The organism is Herbaspirillum sp. 3R11, from assembly GCF_004563925.1.
Taxonomy (GTDB): Bacteria; Pseudomonadota; Gammaproteobacteria; order Burkholderiales; family Burkholderiaceae_D; genus Herbaspirillum.
On the sequence record NZ_SPNJ01000002.1, the window covers coordinates 988538 to 1005235 of the forward strand.

Annotated in this window: 17 protein-coding genes; 11 read left to right on the forward strand and 6 right to left on the reverse strand. The window is 60.9% G+C overall.

Annotation, left to right across the window (positions count from 1 at the left end; translation table 11 throughout):
• Positions 1-22: 22 nt before the first annotated feature.
• The gene (locus E4P32_RS12785) at positions 23-715 is read right to left on the reverse strand and encodes a DUF4136 domain-containing protein (protein WP_116436771.1); all 693 of its coding nucleotides are present in this window, start codon (positions 713-715) and stop codon (positions 23-25) included.
• 199 nt (positions 716-914) lie between these two features.
• Here E4P32_RS12785 and pepN point away from each other — a divergent pair, with 199 nt between their 5' ends.
• Entirely contained in the window at positions 915-3617 is a 2703-nt protein-coding gene (gene pepN, locus E4P32_RS12790) for an aminopeptidase N (RefSeq protein ID WP_116436770.1), read from the forward strand.
• 43 nt (positions 3618-3660) lie between these two features.
• Positions 3661-4665, forward strand: coding sequence for a class 1 fructose-bisphosphatase (locus E4P32_RS12795; RefSeq protein WP_116436769.1), 1005 nt, complete (start codon positions 3661-3663; stop codon positions 4663-4665).
• Between the two features lie 101 nt (positions 4666-4766).
• On the opposite strand, the gene E4P32_RS12800 is transcribed toward E4P32_RS12795, so the two are convergent.
• Both E4P32_RS12800 and rarD read right to left on the reverse strand, forming a co-directional pair.
• The gene (locus tag E4P32_RS12800) at positions 4767-5333 is read right to left on the reverse strand and encodes a type 1 glutamine amidotransferase domain-containing protein (RefSeq protein ID WP_116436768.1); all 567 of its coding nucleotides are present in this window, start codon (positions 5331-5333) and stop codon (positions 4767-4769) included.
• A gap of 146 nt (positions 5334-5479) precedes the next feature.
• A complete protein-coding gene (gene rarD, locus E4P32_RS12805) occupies positions 5480-6370 on the reverse strand; it encodes an EamA family transporter RarD (RefSeq protein WP_116436767.1) in 891 nt (296 codons plus the stop codon).
• 267 nt (positions 6371-6637) lie between these two features.
• Between rarD and E4P32_RS12810 the strand changes: the two genes are divergently transcribed.
• The 6 genes from E4P32_RS12810 to E4P32_RS12835 all read left to right on the forward strand — a co-directional run bounded on the left by E4P32_RS12810 (position 6638) and on the right by E4P32_RS12835 (position 12178).
• Positions 6638-7600 (forward strand): LysR family transcriptional regulator, encoded by a 963-nt coding sequence (locus E4P32_RS12810; RefSeq protein WP_116436766.1) that lies wholly within the window; start codon positions 6638-6640, stop codon positions 7598-7600.
• 79 nt (positions 7601-7679) lie between these two features.
• Positions 7680-8669 carry an ABC transporter substrate-binding protein gene (locus E4P32_RS12815; protein ID WP_116436765.1) on the forward strand — a complete coding sequence of 330 codons (990 nt, stop codon included), beginning with the start codon at positions 7680-7682 and terminating at the stop codon, positions 8667-8669.
• A 52-nt stretch (positions 8670-8721) separates the two neighbouring features.
• Positions 8722-9489 carry an ABC transporter permease gene (locus tag E4P32_RS12820; RefSeq protein WP_116436764.1) on the forward strand — a complete coding sequence of 256 codons (768 nt, stop codon included), beginning with the start codon at positions 8722-8724 and terminating at the stop codon, positions 9487-9489.
• A gap of 29 nt (positions 9490-9518) precedes the next feature.
• Entirely contained in the window at positions 9519-10286 is a 768-nt protein-coding gene (locus E4P32_RS12825) for an ABC transporter ATP-binding protein (protein ID WP_116436763.1), read from the forward strand.
• A 173-nt stretch (positions 10287-10459) separates the two neighbouring features.
• Positions 10460-11764 (forward strand): FAD-binding oxidoreductase, encoded by a 1305-nt coding sequence (locus tag E4P32_RS12830; RefSeq protein WP_116436762.1) that lies wholly within the window; start codon positions 10460-10462, stop codon positions 11762-11764.
• A 48-nt stretch (positions 11765-11812) separates the two neighbouring features.
• A complete protein-coding gene (locus tag E4P32_RS12835) occupies positions 11813-12178 on the forward strand; it encodes a RidA family protein (protein ID WP_116436761.1) in 366 nt (121 codons plus the stop codon).
• Here the strand turns inward: E4P32_RS12835 and E4P32_RS12840 are convergent, their stop codons facing one another.
• Positions 12179-13093, reverse strand: coding sequence for an AraC family transcriptional regulator (locus E4P32_RS12840; RefSeq protein WP_116436760.1), 915 nt, complete (start codon positions 13091-13093; stop codon positions 12179-12181). It lies immediately after the preceding gene.
• A gap of 96 nt (positions 13094-13189) precedes the next feature.
• On the opposite strand from E4P32_RS12840, the gene E4P32_RS12845 reads away from it, so the two are divergent.
• Positions 13190-13939, forward strand: a complete 750-nt coding sequence (locus tag E4P32_RS12845) for an SDR family oxidoreductase (RefSeq protein WP_116436759.1) — start codon at positions 13190-13192, stop codon at positions 13937-13939.
• A gap of 51 nt (positions 13940-13990) precedes the next feature.
• On the opposite strand, the gene E4P32_RS12850 is transcribed toward E4P32_RS12845, so the two are convergent.
• The gene (locus E4P32_RS12850; protein WP_233526789.1) at positions 13991-14482 is read right to left on the reverse strand and encodes a MarR family transcriptional regulator; all 492 of its coding nucleotides are present in this window, start codon (positions 14480-14482) and stop codon (positions 13991-13993) included.
• A gap of 146 nt (positions 14483-14628) precedes the next feature.
• On the opposite strand from E4P32_RS12850, the gene E4P32_RS12855 reads away from it, so the two are divergent.
• Together E4P32_RS12855 and E4P32_RS12860 are read left to right on the forward strand one after the other, a co-directional pair.
• Positions 14629-15429: an SDR family oxidoreductase gene (locus E4P32_RS12855; RefSeq protein ID WP_116436757.1), complete on the forward strand. Its 801-nt coding sequence runs from the start codon at positions 14629-14631 to the stop codon at positions 15427-15429.
• A gap of 116 nt (positions 15430-15545) precedes the next feature.
• Complete coding sequence (locus tag E4P32_RS12860) at positions 15546-16025, forward strand: VOC family protein (protein WP_116436756.1); 480 nt, start codon at positions 15546-15548, stop codon at positions 16023-16025.
• A 119-nt stretch (positions 16026-16144) separates the two neighbouring features.
• On the opposite strand, the gene E4P32_RS12865 is transcribed toward E4P32_RS12860, so the two are convergent.
• A complete protein-coding gene (locus E4P32_RS12865; protein WP_116436755.1) occupies positions 16145-16597 on the reverse strand; it encodes a MarR family transcriptional regulator in 453 nt (150 codons plus the stop codon).
• Positions 16598-16698 lie beyond the last annotated feature (101 nt).

Genomic DNA, 16698 nt, shown 5'->3' on the forward strand with positions numbered 1-16698 from the left:
GGATTTTCATTTTCGCCGCTGCTTATTGGGCGGGTGCGGCGGGTTTGACGGTGGTGGAGGTGGTTGCTGTCGGCGCGGCAGGTGCACGCTTGTCCAGTTTCAGCACCACATGGCGAGAGACGCCGCTGGGTCCCGGGAATTCCGAAAACGCGCTGTGCACCATGTACGGCATGGCCATCGGCAGCGTCGCTTCGCGGCCTTCGCTGTCGACCGTGACTTCATACAGCTTGCGGTCGCTGTCGGCGCGCGTGATGCTCAGGTACAGGCGGCGCTGGAACACCGGGAAGGCGGTGGTCTGCATCGGCGGCCCCCAGAACGGATCGTAGAACGGTCCCGGACCCCAGGGGCCGAATCGTCCGCGCCATCCCGGATAGCCCGGGCCGTACCAGAACGGATCGTAGACCGGCTGGGTCACGACGACGGTGCCAGCCTGCATGCCGTAGCTGAACGCCACCTTGAGCGTCGCCTTGACGGGCGCTTTGGCTCCGGCGGCGTCCATGAAGCCGAGGCGCTGCAGTTCAGCGCGCACCAGTTGCTCGTAATTGCGGTATTCGAGGCTGCCTTCCTGATCCTTGGTCGGCGTGAAGACATAGGACTTGTCCGGCAGGTCAGTCGGCCAGGCGTGGAAGGCGGTGACGTCGCTGGTGATGGTGCTGGCGCAGCCTGCGAGCAGGATGCTGCTTGCAGTGAAGATGATGCCGAGCAAGCGTTTCATGGTGGTTCTCCGGTGATTCTGGCAAACAGTCGGGAAGCTGCGACCGTTTCTGTGAAATTCTTCTGGCAGGTCGGGGCACTATTCTCGCCCTTTTCTGCCTATCCATTCGGTTGATTGGTAAAATTGCCTTTTGTTCCTATTGCAGCTGCTTTACAGCCAGTATTGCACCTCATTGCACTTTTTCCCCGGGATCTCCTCCATGCGCACCGATACGCCTCCGACGATTTACCGCAAAGATTACGCCGCACCGACCTATTTTGTCGACACCGTCGAAATGGGTTTCGACCTCGAGCCTGAACTGACCCGCGTCGCCACCCGCATCGTGATGCAGCGCAACCCGGCCGCCGCCGGCAAGGATATCGAACTCTACGGCGAAGAACTCGAATTGGTGCAACTGCGCCTGAACGGCAAGACCCTGACCGCGCGCGACTACCGTATCCAGGGCGGCATCCTGCGCATCGCCGGCGCCCCCGCCAAAGTCACGCTGGAAATCGAAACCACCACGCAGCCGCAGCGCAATACCTCGCTCATGGGCCTGTACGTGTCCAACGGCAATTTCTTCACGCAATGCGAAGCCGAAGGTTTCCGCAAGATCACCTATTTCCCCGATCGTCCCGACGTCATGGGCAAGTACACCGTCATGCTGCGCGCCGACAAGAAGCAATGCCCGGTGCTGCTGTCGAACGGCAACCTGATCGAAGAGGGCGAGCTGCCTGACGGTCGTCATTACGCCAAGTGGGAAGACCCGTTCAAGAAACCGTCCTACCTGTTCGCGCTGGTGGCCGGCAAGCTGGTCTGCCAGGAAGAAAAATACAAGCTGCAATCCGGCCGCGAAGTGCTGCTACAGGTATGGGTGGAAGACGGCAACCTCGACAAGACCCAGCACGCCATGGACTCGCTCAAGAACAGCATCCGCTGGGATGAAGAGCGCTTCGGCCTGGAGCTCGACCTGGACCGCTTCATGATCGTCGCCGTCGGCGACTTCAACATGGGCGCGATGGAGAACAAGGGCCTCAACATCTTCAACACCAAGTTCGTGCTGGCCAATCCGCGCATCGCCACCGATGTCGACTATGCCAACATCGAAGCTGTGGTCGGCCATGAATACTTCCACAACTGGACCGGCAACCGCGTCACCTGCCGCGACTGGTTCCAGCTGTCGCTGAAGGAAGGCCTGACCGTGTTCCGCGACCAGGAATTCTCCGCCGACATGATCGGCAGTGACAGCGGCCGCGCGGTCAAGCGCATCGACGACGTGCGCGTGCTGCGCCAGGCGCAATTCCCGGAAGACGCCGGCCCGATGGCGCATCCGGTGCGTCCCGACTCCTTCGTCGAGATCAACAATTTCTACACCGTCACCGTCTACGAAAAAGGCGCCGAAGTCGTGCGCATGTACCAGACCCTGCTCGGCCGCGACGGCTTCCGCAAGGGCATGGACCTCTACTTCCAGCGCCACGACGGCGAGGCTGTGACCTGCGACGATTTCCGCGCCGCGATGGCGGATTCCAACAAACGCGACCTCAAACAGTTCGAGCGCTGGTACAGCCAGTCCGGCACGCCGCGCGTAGCCGCTTCGGTGCGCTACGACGCCAAGGCCAAGACGCTGGAACTGACGCTGGAGCAATCCTGCCCGTCGACACCCGGTCAAAAGAAAAAGTTGCCGTTCCACATCCCTGTCGCCGTCGGCTTGCTCGACCGCAAGGGCCGCGACTTGGCGCTGACGCTGGCCGGTGAAAAGACCGCCAAGCCAGCAGCCACAGCGACCACCCGCGTGCTGGAACTGACGCAAGCGAAACAAACCTTTACCTTCACCAACGTCGCCGAAAAGCCGGTGCCGTCGATCCTGCGCGGCTTCTCTGCGCCGGTGGTGCTGGAATACGATTACAGCGACGCCGAGCTGGCCTTCCTTATGGCGCATGACAGCGACCCGTTCAACCGTTGGGAGGCCGGCCAGCGCCTCGCCACGCGCCGTCTGCTCAGCCTGACCATCGCGGTGCAGGCTGCACGCCAGTCCGGCCACGTGGTCTCGGTCGATTCCGTGCTGAACAGCCTGCAGCACGACAGCGCGCTGACGGATGCCTTGCGCGCCACGCTCAACGACGCTTCGCTCGATCCGGCGTTCCGCGAACTGGTGCTGACGCTGCCGTCGGAAACCATGATCGCCGAGCAGATGGAAGTCATCGACCCGCAAGCCATCCACGCCGCGCGCCAGTTCCTGCGCCGTACGCTGGCCAGGGAGTTGAGCGCCGACCTGCTCGAGGCTTACCGCGACAATCACGACACCGGCGCCTACAGCCCGGACGCTGCCGCCTCCGGCAAGCGCGCGCTCAAGAACGTGGTGCTGTCCTACCTGGCCGAGCTCGACGACGAACAGGCCCACACGCTGGCGCAACAGCAATGCGACAACGCCAACAACATGACCGACCGGCTGGCTGCACTCGCCGCCCTGACCAACAGCGGCGCCGCCGGCAAGGGCAAGGCCTTGGAAGATTTCTACAGCGAGTTCGAACAGGAAGCGCTGGTCATCGACAAATGGTTCACGCTGCAGGCCACTGCGCGCACCGCCGACGTCGAGACCGTGCGCACGCTGGCGCAGCATCCGGCCTTCACACTGAAGAACCCGAACCGTGCGCGCAGCCTGATTTTCAGCTTCTGCAACGGCAATCCTTCGGCCTTCCATGCGCTCGACGGCAGCGGCTATGCCTTCTGGGCCGAGCAAGTCATCGCGCTCAACGCCAGCAACCCGCAAGTCGCCGCACGCCTGGCGCGCAGCCTGGACCGCTGGCGCAAGTATTCGCCGGCGCTGCAGGAAAGAATGCGCAACGCCTTGCGTCAGGTCGCCGACACGCCCAAACTGTCGCGCGACGTCGCCGAGGTGATCACCAAGTCGCTGGCGAACTGATACCGGCAGCAATGATTTTGAATTGATTTTTAGAGAGAGCATCATGACCAAACGCATCAGCCTTACCCAGCATCTGATCGAGCAGCAGCGCCTGCACAACAAGATCCCGTCCGAACTGCGCCTGCTGATCGAAGTCGTCGGCCGCGCCTGCAAGAGCATCAGCCACGCCGTCGGCAAAGGCGCGCTCGGTGAAGTACTGGGCACCGCCGGCAGCGAAAACGTGCAGGGCGAAGTGCAGAAGAAGCTGGACGTCATCTCCAACGAAATCCTGCTCGAAGCCAACGAATGGGGCGGCCACCTGGCCGGCATGGCTTCGGAAGAAATGGAGACCATCCATCCGATTCCCAACCGTTATCCCCAGGGCGAATACCTGCTGATGTTCGATCCGCTGGACGGCTCCAGCAACATCGACGTCAATGTTTCCATCGGCACCATCTTCTCCGTGCTGAAGGCGCCGGACGGCATGACCAAGCCGTCGGAACAAGACTTCCTGCAGCCCGGCACCAAGCAAGTCGCCGCCGGCTATGCCGTGTACGGCCCGCAAACCGTGCTGGTGCTGACCACCGGCGACGGCGTGCACTGCTTCACGCTGGACCGCGAAATGGGAGCCTGGGTACTGACGCAACGCGACATGCAGATTCCCGCCGACACCAAGGAATTCGCCATCAACGCCTCCAACGCGCGCCACTGGTATCCGCCGGTCAAGCGTTACGTCGACGAAATGCTGGCCGGCTCCACCGGTCCGCGCGGCAAGGATTTCAACATGCGCTGGATCGCCTCGATGGTCGCCGACGTGCATCGCATCCTCAACCGTGGCGGCGTTTTCATGTACCCGGCCGATGCGCGTGAACCGGACAAGCCAGGCAAGCTGCGCCTGATGTACGAAGCCAATCCCATGGCCTTCATCGTCGAGCAGGCCGGCGGCGCCGCCACCAACGGTGACCAGCGCATCCTCGACATTCAACCTGAGAAGCTGCATCAACGCGTCGCCGTGTTCCTCGGTTCGAAGAACGAAGTCGAGCGCGTCACCGGCTACCACAAGGAATAGGCAAGGAATAAATTTTCCTTGTCGGATCGTCGGACCAACAAAAAGGGACTTGCAATGCAAGTCCCTTTTTTATTGCGCAGACATTAGTGAGCTGGTGAAACTTATGCGGCCTTCTTCAACGCCGCCAGCAAGGTCTTGTTGAACGCCGGGATGTCGTCCGGCTTGCGCGAGGTGATGAAGTTGTCGTCCTGCACCACTTCACGATCGACCCACTTGCCGCCGGCATTCTTGAAGTCATCCTGCAAGCTCGGCCAGCTGGTCACGGTGCGATCCTTGGCAAGACCAGCCGAGATCAGCAGCCAGCCGCCGTGGCAGATTGCTGCGATGGGTTTGTGCGCGGCGTCGGCCTGCTGCACGAACTTGACCGCTTCCGGCACCAGCCGCATGGCGTCGCCGTTGACCACGCCGCCCGGCAACAGCACGGCGGCGTAATCTTCCTGATGCGCCTGGTCGAAGGTCTTGTCGACCTTGACCTGTTCGCCCTTGTCGACGTGTTTGAAACCCTGCAGCGAGCCCGCCTTGGCGGAGATCACGTCGACTTTGACGCCGGCGGCTTCGAGCGCCTTCTTCGGTTCCAGCAGCTCGGCTTGTTCAAAGCCGTCGGTGGCGAGGATGGCAACGCAGAGTTGAGAAGATGAGTGAGAGGATGTTGCAGATGGATTGGCCATGATGATTTCTCCATGTGTGGTGGTCGTCCCGGCAGCAAACAAATCCGGCTGCCGGCAGAACGATCATGGTGCGCCCATACGACAACGCCGCCTATCAGCGTAGCGCTGAAGGCGGCGTCGGAATAGCGACGACGAGGATGACGGCGTCAGCGCCGCTGCATCAGCCGCACGCTGTGGATCGCGGTGAAGCCCACCGACATCCAGATCGGGATATACGTCCACAGCTGCGCCGCGCTCACTGTTTCATCGAGCAGGATGATCGCCACCACCACCAGCAACACCGGCTCGACGTAGCCGAGGATGCCGAACAGGCCCATTGGCAGCAGGCGGCTGGCGCGCAGATAGCAATCCAGCGCCACCGTGCTGAGCAGGCCGAGGCCCGGCAGCAGCATCAGGTACATGTCCGGGCGTTGCCACACGGCGGCAAGATTGGGGCTGATCGCCAGCGTGTACAGCGCCACTGGCGTGAGCAGGGCAATCTCCATGATGAAGATCACCAGCGAATCCAGTTTGAGGCGGCGCCGCATCATGAAATAAGGCGGATACCCCAGCGCCACCAGCAGCGTCGGCCACGAGAACGCGCGCGTCATCCACAGCTCGTGCAGCACGCCGATGACTGCGCACACCACGGCAATGTGCTGCCACACGTCGAGCCGCTCGTGATAATAGAAGCGACCGATCAGCACCATCGCCAGCGGCAGCAGGAAATACCCGAGCGACACCTCCAGCGCGCGGCCATTCACCGGCGCCCACAGGAACAGCCACAGCTGCACGCCCAGCATCGCCGTCATCACCACGAACAGCAGCGCCTGCACCGGGCTGCGCAGCAATGCAAGAACGGCATTGCCCAGTTGTGCGCCATGTTTGCGCCAGACGATCAGCAGCAGCGCCGGCGGCAAGGTCCACAAGATACGCCAGGCAAAGATGTCGAGCCCGTCCAGCGGCGTTAGCCAGCTGGTGTAAGCGGAGAGAAGGGCGAACAGCAGCGACGCCGTCACCGACAAAGCGATGCCGCGCGCCGTTTCGGAATGATTCATGGGGGAAGAGTGGTAATCGAACAAGGCACCAACATGGTGCGATGGCGATTGTAACGTCGCTGCGCAGATGCTGCTTGGGCTTATGTGAAGAAAGCATGAAGTCTCGCTGCTTGGTGATGAACACTCCTGCGCCGCTCGTGCTTGCACTAAAGACAGTCTGATTCCTTCAAAATCTAATAATAACTATTAGAGTTGCTAATATTTACGGAATAAATTGGAAGTAAATAAGCTCATATATAGAATTATTAATACAAGAACGGAGGCATGATGAAGCGAGCCGGAAACCTGGATGTCCGTGTACTCAGAATTTTCGAGGCAGTCGCCGCGAGTGGCAGCTTGTCGACTGCGGCCAAGGAGTTGGGCGTCACGCAATCCGCCGTATCGCAGGCGCTGTTCCAGGTGGAAGCGATTCTGGAGACGGCGGTGTTCGACCGCACGCATCGTCCTTTCAAGCTGACTGCGGCGGGCATTGCACTGAGCAGGCGCGCACGCTTGATCGTGGATGACATGGACCGGTTGGTGGCGCACGTGCGCGACGCCGACCTCGCCAGCCGGCCGGCGATCCGGGTCGGCATGATCGACTCGTTCGCGGCGACGGCGGGACCGGCCATCGTCAAGAAGATCACCACCTCGGCCAGCCAGTTGCTGCTGTGGTCAGGACTGGCGAACAGTCATGCGCAGGCGCTGCTGAACCGGCAGCTTGATCTGATCGTGACGTCGGACACGCTGGAGGACGTCGACAACATCGTGCGGCGTTCGATCTTCACCGAGCCGTTCATCATCGTGGCCGCGCGCAGTCGCGCCGAGGAATTTGAAAACGCCGACCTCAACGCGCTGGTCAGCTCGCAGCCGCTGATCCGCTTCAGCGCCCGGTCGCACTTCGGCGCCATGATCGAGCGTTACCTGCGGCGCAGCGCACACAGCCCGCGGCCGTATCTGGAAATGGATTCGTCCGACGTGGTCATGGCGATGGTGGCGGCCGATCTGGGATGGACCATCACCACGCCCTTGTGCCTGTTACAGGGGCGCGCCTATATGCCGCAGCTGGTGGCGTTTCCGTTGCCGGGAGCGCCGTTCTCGCGCACGATTTATCAGCTGTCGCGGCAGGGCGAATACGAAGACATGGCGGAGAACTGTTTCCAGGTCAGCCGCAATGTATTGGAGACTGAAATTTTTCCGCTGGTGCGCTCGCTGGTTCCATGGCTGCGCAACAGCATCGCGTTGAGTTAGCAAGAATTTGGACCAGCCCGCACCAGCCAACACCGATACAGTAGTCCCGTTTTTCAAAATAACCAAGAAGGAGACAACCATGGATATCACTCGTCGACAATTCATCGGCGGCGCCGCTGCCACCATCGCTACTATGGCCGCCGGCATGCCGCTGAGCGCTGCAGCCGCCAATCCTGCCATCAGATACGGCGGTTCGGCATGGCTGGGACATTACCCGGCCTATCTGGCGATGACCAACGGCTATCTCAAGGAAGCGCAGCTGGAACAGGAATGGCAATCCTTCGGCACCTCCTCTTCACGCATGAGCGCAGTGATGGCCGGCGGCATCGACATCGCCTGTACCGGCGTGGTGTCGGCGCTGGCGCTGATGGCGCGCGGTGCCAGGCAGTTTTCCATCATCGCGATTCCCGAGAACTTCGGCCGTGTCGAAGGCTTGTTCGTCAAAGGCGGCATCAAGAACATCACCGAACTCAAGGGCAAGAAGATCGGCGTGACCTTCGCCTCCAGCGCGCACTTGCTGGTGCTGGACCTGATCGCCAAGGCCGGTCTCAAGGCCGACGATATCACCGTGCTGAACGTGCCTGCGCCGGAATTGCCGGCAGCGTTCCAGGCCGGGCAGATCGATGCAGCCGCCGCCTGGACGCCGCAGTTCGACCTGATCCGCAAGCAACCGGGTGTGACCCTGCTGGCGGACGATACGCAATTCAGTCTCTACAAGTCGTTCAACGTGACACCGGGCCCCGACGTGCTGATCGTGCGCAAGGCGTTTGCGGAAAGCAACGCCGCCGCCGTGAAGTCTTATCTGACAGCGTATTTCAAGGCGACCGCTTTGCTGCGCGACCATCCGGCGGAAGCGGCGAAGCCGCTCATGAAGCTTACCAATCTCAGCGAGGCGGACCAGGTCGGCGCCGTCAAGGGTGCGGACTGGTACTCGCGCGAACAGCAGGCCGGCCTGCTCAAGGGACAGTATGTTGAGGGCTTGCAAAAGCTGGCCGAGCTGCTGGTCGCGCACAAGCAAATCGACAAGGCGCCTGCCGTAAAAGACTGGATCGATCCGTCGTTCCTCTGACGCGCATCTGCAATTCCTTTGAGTCTGAAATAAGTCACCGCGTGAGTTCAACATGAGTTCCAAATCTCCCTCGAGAGGCGCGCTGCTGGTCACCAGCGCCACCTCGGTTTTAATCTTTTTGCTGATCTGGGAAACCGCCTGCCGTTCCGGCCTGGTCGATCCCATCTTCCTGCCGCCGCCGAGCGCCATCCTCGGCAAGGCTATCGCCATGGGCAACGAAGGCACCTTGCTGGCCAACATCCTGGCGTCGGCGCGCCGGGTGATGATCGGCTTCCTAGCAGCGACCGTGGTGGCGATTCCGTTGGGCATCCTGCTCGGCACTTCGGTGTTCGGCCGTGCCGCCTTCAATCCCATCCTGTCCTTCCTGCGACCGTTGCCGTCGATGAGCTGGATCCCGCTGTCGCTGCTGTGGTTCGGCATCACCGAAACACAGAAGTACAGCATCGTGTTCATGGGCACTTTTGCGCCGGCGCTGGTCTACGTCATCGAGGCGACCAGGAACATCGATCCGCTGCTGATCCGCGCCGCGCAGAATCTCGGCGCCAGCCGTTGGAACGTAATGAAGGAAGTGATCCTGCCGGGCAGCCTGCCGCAAATCCTCAGCGGCCTCAAGGTGATCCTCGGCCTGGCATGGACCTGCGTGATCTCGGCTGAACTGGTGGCGGCGCGCGAAGGCCTGGGCTTCCTCATCATGAATGGCAAGGAGTTCTTCCAGACCGAAGTGGTGGTGCTCGGCATGGTGCTCATCAGCGTCACCGTCCTGATTACCGACCTGTGTTTCAGGGTGATCGAAAACCGTGTTTTAAGGTGGCAGAAATGACTGACATGACAAACGGCAGAAATGATTCCATGATTTCCATCCAGGGCATCTCCAAGCACTACGGCGATTTCGAGGCGTTGCAGCACGTCGACCTCAATATCAGGCAGGGCGAGTTCGTGGTCTTGCTGGGCGCATCGGGTTGCGGCAAATCGACCTTGCTGAACCTGGTCACCGGCTTCGACCGTCCGACCTCCGGACGCATCGTGGTCAACGGCCGCGAAGTCACCAAGGTCGAGCCGCAATGCGGCATGGTGTTCCAGCAGTACGCGCTGTTTCCGTGGCTGAACGTGCTGGACAACGTCGCCTTCGGACTGAAGATGAAGGGTATTTCGAAGACCGAGCGGCACGCCACCGCGCGGCGCTTCATCGAGATGGTCGGTCTGAAAGGCTTCGAAGACAAATATCCCAGCGCGCTCTCGGGCGGCATGCGCCAGCGCGTCTCGATTGCGCGGGTGCTGGCGAACGATCCGGACGTGATCTTGCTGGACGAACCTTTCGCTGCGCTTGACGCCATGACGCGGCAGGTCTTGCAGGACGAATTGCTGCAGATCTACGAGAAGAGCAAGAAGACCATCATCTTCATCACGCACTCGATCGATGAAGCCTTGTTGCTGTCGACCCGCATGCTCATCATGAGCGCCCGTCCCGGCCGCGTGGTGACGGACATCGTTAACGACCTGCCGATGCCGCGGAACGCACAAGTCCAGCTCTCGCCGCGCTACAACGAGCTGAAAGCGCAAATCTGGGACACCGTGCAGGCGGAGGTCATGCGCAGCATGCAGGCGACTAGCCACTGATCGCGGGCGGGACGGACTTCCGCTCCCGCTCCTGCGCTCCCTTACTTGTTGATACGTTCACGCCGGCCGTTCATGCCAATGGCCGGTGCGGGGACGGTCGCGCCCACGCTTCGGGAACATCCCGGCGCCTGAGCATTGTTTGCACGATTTGCATTATCTGAAAGCGCAATCTTATGACGACAACTCAAACCTTTCCGTCTTACCAGGCGGGTTCGGGCTGGAATGCCTTGCTCGGGCAACGGACGCCGCGGCTGGCCGCTCCCGCCGACCGGCACTTCGACGTCATCGTCATCGGCGCCGGCGTGACAGGACTGGCCGCCGCGCGTCGCATCGCCGAAATCGAACCGGCTTCACGCATCTTGCTGGTCGACGCCAGCGTGATCGGCGAGGGTTCCTCGGGGCGCAATTCCGGCTTCCTGATCAATCTGCCGCACAACACCGGCATGTCGGGTCACGGAAGTCCGCTGGAAACCGCAAAGAAACAGATTGCCATGTACGACGAGGGACTGACGTGGCTGAAGTCGCTGGTCGATCATCACCGGATCGACTGCGGCTGGAGCCACATCGGCAAGTATCACGCGGCAGCGACCGAAGAGGGCGAAGCCAGCCTGCGCAGCAATCTGCATCAATACCGGCAATGGGGTGTGGAGTACCGCGAGCTGCGCAAGGCCGATCTGGAGAATGATCTCGGCACCGGCTATTACCGTTACGGGTATCACTCCGACAACAACGTGTTCGTGCAGCCGGCGACGCTGGTGCGCGGACTGGCGGACAGCCTGCCGCAGAACATTCATCTATGGGAAGGTGAACCGGTGATCGCCGTGGAAAAGGGAAAGCCGCATCGCGTCCTGACCCGAACCATGCAACTCACCACCCCGCGCGTGGTGATCACCAACAACGGCTTCGCCCGCAAGCTCGGCTTCGCGCGCGACCGTGTCTTCACCATCTACACCTACGCCGCGCTGACGCCGCAGCTTGAACAGAACGAACTGGACAAGCTGGGGCCGGCGGCCGAATGGGGCGTGATTCCGGCCAACCGTCTAGGCACCACCTTGCGCAAAGTGGCGTCGGGCCGCTTCATGGTGCGCAGCGCCTATTCGTACGAGAGCGAGCAGCCGCTGGATCAGGTCAACGCGCTGTTGCAGGACTCTTACCGGCGCCGCTTTCCGGCGTTGCGCGATCATCGCTTTGAATACGTGTGGGGCGGCGTGACGGCGCTCACACGCAATGGCGCCTTGTACTTCGGCCAGGTCGACGACGGCATGTTCATCTCCATCGGTTGCAACGGCGCCGGCATGCTCAAGGGCAGCATGTTCGGCAAGCTGCTGGGAGAAATGGCGTGCGGGCAGCAGTCGCCGATGCTGGCCGATGCGCTCGGCTTTGAGCGTCCCACCTGGTTGCCGCCCGAGCCGATCCGTCGCATCGCGGTGGTCAGCGCCATCGGCTATCAGAAGCGCAAGGCTGGGTTGGAGCGCTAGTTTTTATTCATCCATCAGACAGATTTCTACATCATACAAGGAGCAGGCATGTCAGCAATTGCACGATCCGGCGGCAATCATCGTATGTCCAACGTGGTCCGGCACAACGGCACGCTATACCTGGCGGGGCAGGTGGCGGACAACATCGAAGTGGGGATTGCAGACCAGACCAGGGAAGTGCTGTCGAAGATCGATAGCATCCTGAGCGAGCACGGCAGCGGTAAGGACCGCATCCTGTTCTGCCAGATCTTCATCGCCGACATGCGTCTTTTCAAGGAGATGAACGAAGTCTGGGATGCCTGGGTGGCGCAAGGCAACGCACCGGCACGCGCCACGGTCGAGGCGCGCCTGGCGAATCCGGCCAAGCTCATCGAGATGTGCGTGACTGCTGCGGCTGCGGAAAACGCCGGGTAATTAACGGATTTCCGCGTTGGCATGCTCACGCGCATAGCGCATGGGCGGCAATCCGACGTGGCGATTGAAGGCGACGCTGAACGCGCTGGCTGAGCCATAGCCGACCAGCTCGGCGACAGCGGCAACGCCGTTGCCGGTCGTGCGCAGCAGCTTCTTGGCCAGCGCCATGCGCCAGGTCAGCAGGTACTCCATCGGCGCAGCGCCGACGGCGTTGCTGAAGCGTTCAAAGAATGCCGAGCGCGATAGGGCCGCTTCCTTCGCCAGTTGCGCCACCGTCCACGGCAGCGTCGGGCTTTCGTGCATGCGTCGCAGGGCAACGGCCAGGCGTTCGTCGGACAAGCCGCGCAACAAGCCGGGCGACGTCGCCGCGTTGTTGGATGAGCGTAAGGCCTCGATCAGCAGAACTTCCAGCAGGCGTTCGATCACCACCTCCCGCGCCGGCCGCTGTGAACGCGCTTCATCGATGGCCAGTTGAACCAGCGCCGTCAGGCGGACATCGCCTCGTATGAGGATCACCTTCGGCAGCAGCGTCAACAGCAAGGCGGCGTCCGGCGACGTCAGCTGACAGAAGCCCACCAGCGATCGCACATCGGCCTCGGCCGATACCGAGCCGTTGCGATGTTCGCCGTTTTCCAGCACCACCGGTTCGGTCTGCCATTCATGCTCTAAAGGCTCGTCGAAGCTGCTCGCCGAAAATGCCGACATCGACGGAATCAGCAAGAAATCGCCCGCTTCGGCAACCAGCTCCGACTCATCGACCGTATAGCGGATCTTTCCCTCCAGCACGACGCAGCAGCACAACGGCGCTTCTTCGAGTTTGCCGCGCACTCCCCAGCGTCCTGCCCCGGTCACAATTTTGGTATAGGACATCTTTGGCTGGAGTAGGGTGACAACGGACGTCAAGGGATCCACCATGCTGGACTCTCGCAAACAAATCTAGGACTTTGGATTGTAGATGGTTTTGTTCATGCCCGTTATTGTCATGCTTCCCCTGACAATGAAAGGATGCACATGAAAACCGTTTTGATCACTGGCTGCTCTTCCGGCTTCGGTCTGGAAATCGCCAAACATTTCCTGGACCGCCATTGGAAAGTCATCGCCACCATGCGCACACCGAATGACGACGTGTTGCCGAAGTCTGAACATTTGCGCATCCTGAAGCTGGACGTCACTGATACCGAAAGCATCCGTCGTCTGGTCGAAGAAGCCGGGACTATCGACGTCCTGGTAAACAACGCCGGCGTCGGCATGCTGGGGCCGTTCGAAAGCACCTCGATGGATGCGGTACGTGAAGTATTTGAAACGAATACCTTCGGTACGATGGCCATGACGCAAGCGTTCCTGCCGCAGTTCCGGGCAAGCAAGTCAGGCGTTGTCGTCAATGTGGCTTCGTCCGTGACACTGAAGGCCTTGCCGCTGCTGCCTGTCTACACGGCCAGCAAGGCAGCGGTTGTCGCCTTCACCAAATCCCTGGCGCTGGAACTGAACGCATTCAACATCCGTGTAGGCGTGGTGCTGCCCGGGATGGCGCCGGAAACGGCCTTTGCCAGCAACGCCCATGCGCGCGTGGCGCAAGTGTTCCCCGAGGATTACACCGCCACGATGAATGCGGTGCTGTCGGGATTCCAGAATTATTCTGGTCCGGTGACGCATTCGGTGGACGTTGCGGAAGCAGTCTGGCAGGTCGTGCAAGACGGCCCGACCGGATTCCGCGTTCCGGCTGGCGCAGATGCGGTTGAATGGTTTAACGAAGTTGGTTAAAAGCACCGTCTGAAGCGCCGCGCTGACGCGATTACTTGCGATTACTTGCGATTATCCCTGCTCGTATTCGGCAAGAAATTCATCAGAAGCAACCTGGTCCGCGAGCGTACGCAGCAGCGCCGCGTGCTCCGGTCCCAATACCTCCTCAACGCGCTGGTTCGCTTTTGCCCAGTAGACCAGCGCCTGTTCCAGCCGCGCCGCGCCGGCGCTGGTCAACACGCCGCGCTTGGTGCGGCGGTCGTCGGCGTCCGGCTGCAACTCGACCAGGCCATCGCGCATCAGCGGCTTCAGTGCATGCGTCATCGCGGAGATCTGGATCGAGAGCTTGTTCGCCAGGTCCTGCAGCGACGGCGCCTTGCCGTCGTTTGCCGCCGCCAGCCGTTCAATTTCCGCCAGCAAACTGATCTGGGTCGCCTTCAGGCCCAGCGGCGCCAGCGCGTCGTCATACAGATTCCCCAGCCGCCGCGCCGCGCGCCGCAAGGCGGTATTGGTGCACGCCAATACTTCAAAAACGTTCTTCTCTTCCTTTTTTGTTTTGCGCATGTTGCTGGCAGCCTTCATTTCAAAGATTTTTTCAATACCGAAGAATGGTTGAGTACAAGACCATTGACAAGTACCAACCGTCACATTATATACTTGAGCCCTCAATTTAATTAATTGAGCACTCAAGTTAATTCATCGGAGAAATCATGTCTACATCGAACAAAAGCGCTGTCGTTACCGGCGCATCCTCGGGCCTTGGCGCCGTCTACGCCGACCGCCTGGCCGCACGCGGCTACGATCTCATTCTGGTGGCGCGCCGCGCTGACCGGCTGGCGACGTTGTCGGAGCAACTCATCCGCACTTACGGCATCAAGGTGCAGGTGCTGGCGGCCGACCTCGAACAGGAAAGCGATCTGGCAAAAGTCGAAAGCGTGCTGCGCAGCGACAGCAGCATCCACATGTTGGTGAACAATGCCGGACTGGCGCGCTTGTTGCCGTTCGCACAAAGTTCATCAGGCGATACCGATTCGCAGCTGTCGCTCAACATCACGGCGTTGACACGCCTGACCCACGCGGCGCTGCCGGGATTCATTTCGCGCAACGACGGCGTCATCATCAACATCGCCTCCGTACTGGCGGTGCACTCGCTGCCGATCAGTTCGGTGTACAGCGGCACCAAGGCTTACGTGCTGGCCTTTAGCCGTGGCCTGCAAGGCGAACTTGCCAATACCGGCGTCAAGGTCCAGGTCGTCTTGCCGGCATCCACCGCCACTGAAATCTGGTCGGAACGCGTGTCGGGCATCCCGTTGTCGGCGCTCAACAAGGAATCCGTCATGAGCGCGGAAGACTGTGTCGACGCCGCGCTGACAGGTCTCGACATGGGCGAAGCGGTGACCTGGCCTTCGGTCGCCGATGGAGCATTGTGGGATAGTTTCGATGTTGCACGTTCGACCTTGTTTGCGGCAACGCAGGTCGGCGCACCGGCGCCGCGCTACCGCAAGGCATAGCGACAGGAGGGAGTGGGGCGGATATATTCGGGGACATTCTTCGGCACTATTATCGGGATGACGGATCGAAGACAGACAAGATCCGATTATTCATCTGCCCCATTCAGGAGACCCGCATGATCCCCAAAAACACACTCTGCCTCTGGTACGACGGCGCCGCGCTGGAGGCGGCGCAGTTCTATGCTGCGACGTTTCCCGACAGCGCGGTCGGCGCGGTCCATCGTGCGCCCGGCGACTATCCTTCCGGCAAACAGGGCGACGTCCTGACGGTCGAGTTCTCGGTATTGGGCATTCCCTGTCTAGGCCTGAACGGCGGTGCGGCGTTCCGGCATAGCGAGGCTTTTTCTTTCCTGGTCGCCACCGAGGACCAGGAAGAAACTGACCGGCTATGGAATGCGATCGTCGGCAACGGTGGTCAGGAGAGCGCCTGCGGCTGGTGCAAGGACAAGTGGGGTTTGTCGTGGCAGATCACGCCGCGCGTACTCACGGATGCGGTCATGGGTTCTGACCCGGCTGCGGCAAAACGCGCGTTCGACGCCATGATGACAATGCGGAAAATCGACGTTGCAGCGATTGAAGCGGCCGTGCGCGGTTGATTTTTTTTGCGGCAGGCATCTGCATGCCTGTCCGCGTTCTTGAATGCATCCGGGGATCGTCCTCGTCAGAGTACGGCGGATTCCTCCGGTGATGGATTGCTGATTTTCGCGTCAGCGGATTACTTCTCTTCTTCCAATTCAAGCAGGCGTGCATTGAGCCGCCCCAGCAGCAGCGTCAGCTGCGCAATCTCTTCACTGCTCAAGGCCTCGAACAACTGATCGCCAAACTGCTTGCGCACCGGCTCGGAGGCGCGCAGCACTTTTTTGCCCGACGCTGTCAAAGAAATGAATTTGGCGCGGCGGTCGCTCTCGTCTGTTGTCCGCTCGACAAGTCCCTCCCGTTCCAGTCCGTCCACGGCTTCCGTAATCGTGCGCGGAGCGAAGCCGAACGCTTCGGCAAGATCGGTCGAGCGCACTTTTCCCTCGCGCTTGATCAGGCTCATGATCTTGATGCGCGCGATGGTCGCACCCTGTCCGGCCAGGCGCTTGTCGAGCGCGCGGTGCGAGCGCAGGTAAAAGTCGCGCAAGGCTTCCGCGGCTTCGGTGTAGTCGTTTGTAAAGGTGGTGGACATATTTTTTATTGATGCCATATTATATGGTACCTCACTAATTTTTCGGCAAGCCGATTTGCAAGCATTGACGGACTGACCCCGGCTTTGCTGCATGAAACCAG

Coding starts and splice junctions, on each gene's coding strand:
- E4P32_RS12785 (WP_116436771.1), bottom strand. CDS start 715: ATGAAACGCTTGCTCGGCATCATCTTCACTGCAAGCAGCATCCTGCTC.
- pepN (WP_116436770.1), top strand. CDS start 915: ATGCGCACCGATACGCCTCCGACGATTTACCGCAAAGATTACGCCGCA.
- E4P32_RS12795 (WP_116436769.1), top strand. CDS start 3,661: ATGACCAAACGCATCAGCCTTACCCAGCATCTGATCGAGCAGCAGCGC.
- E4P32_RS12800 (WP_116436768.1), bottom strand. CDS start 5,333: ATGGCCAATCCATCTGCAACATCCTCTCACTCATCTTCTCAACTCTGC.
- rarD (WP_116436767.1), bottom strand. CDS start 6,370: ATGAATCATTCCGAAACGGCGCGCGGCATCGCTTTGTCGGTGACGGCG.
- E4P32_RS12810 (WP_116436766.1), top strand. CDS start 6,638: ATGAAGCGAGCCGGAAACCTGGATGTCCGTGTACTCAGAATTTTCGAG.
- E4P32_RS12815 (WP_116436765.1), top strand. CDS start 7,680: ATGGATATCACTCGTCGACAATTCATCGGCGGCGCCGCTGCCACCATC.
- E4P32_RS12820 (WP_116436764.1), top strand. CDS start 8,722: ATGAGTTCCAAATCTCCCTCGAGAGGCGCGCTGCTGGTCACCAGCGCC.
- E4P32_RS12825 (WP_116436763.1), top strand. CDS start 9,519: ATGATTTCCATCCAGGGCATCTCCAAGCACTACGGCGATTTCGAGGCG.
- E4P32_RS12830 (WP_116436762.1), top strand. CDS start 10,460: ATGACGACAACTCAAACCTTTCCGTCTTACCAGGCGGGTTCGGGCTGG.
- E4P32_RS12835 (WP_116436761.1), top strand. CDS start 11,813: ATGTCAGCAATTGCACGATCCGGCGGCAATCATCGTATGTCCAACGTG.
- E4P32_RS12840 (WP_116436760.1), bottom strand. CDS start 13,093: ATGGTGGATCCCTTGACGTCCGTTGTCACCCTACTCCAGCCAAAGATG.
- E4P32_RS12845 (WP_116436759.1), top strand. CDS start 13,190: ATGAAAACCGTTTTGATCACTGGCTGCTCTTCCGGCTTCGGTCTGGAA.
- E4P32_RS12850 (WP_233526789.1), bottom strand. CDS start 14,482: ATGCGCAAAACAAAAAAGGAAGAGAAGAACGTTTTTGAAGTATTGGCG.
- E4P32_RS12855 (WP_116436757.1), top strand. CDS start 14,629: ATGTCTACATCGAACAAAAGCGCTGTCGTTACCGGCGCATCCTCGGGC.
- E4P32_RS12860 (WP_116436756.1), top strand. CDS start 15,546: ATGATCCCCAAAAACACACTCTGCCTCTGGTACGACGGCGCCGCGCTG.
- E4P32_RS12865 (WP_116436755.1), bottom strand. CDS start 16,597: ATGTCCACCACCTTTACAAACGACTACACCGAAGCCGCGGAAGCCTTG.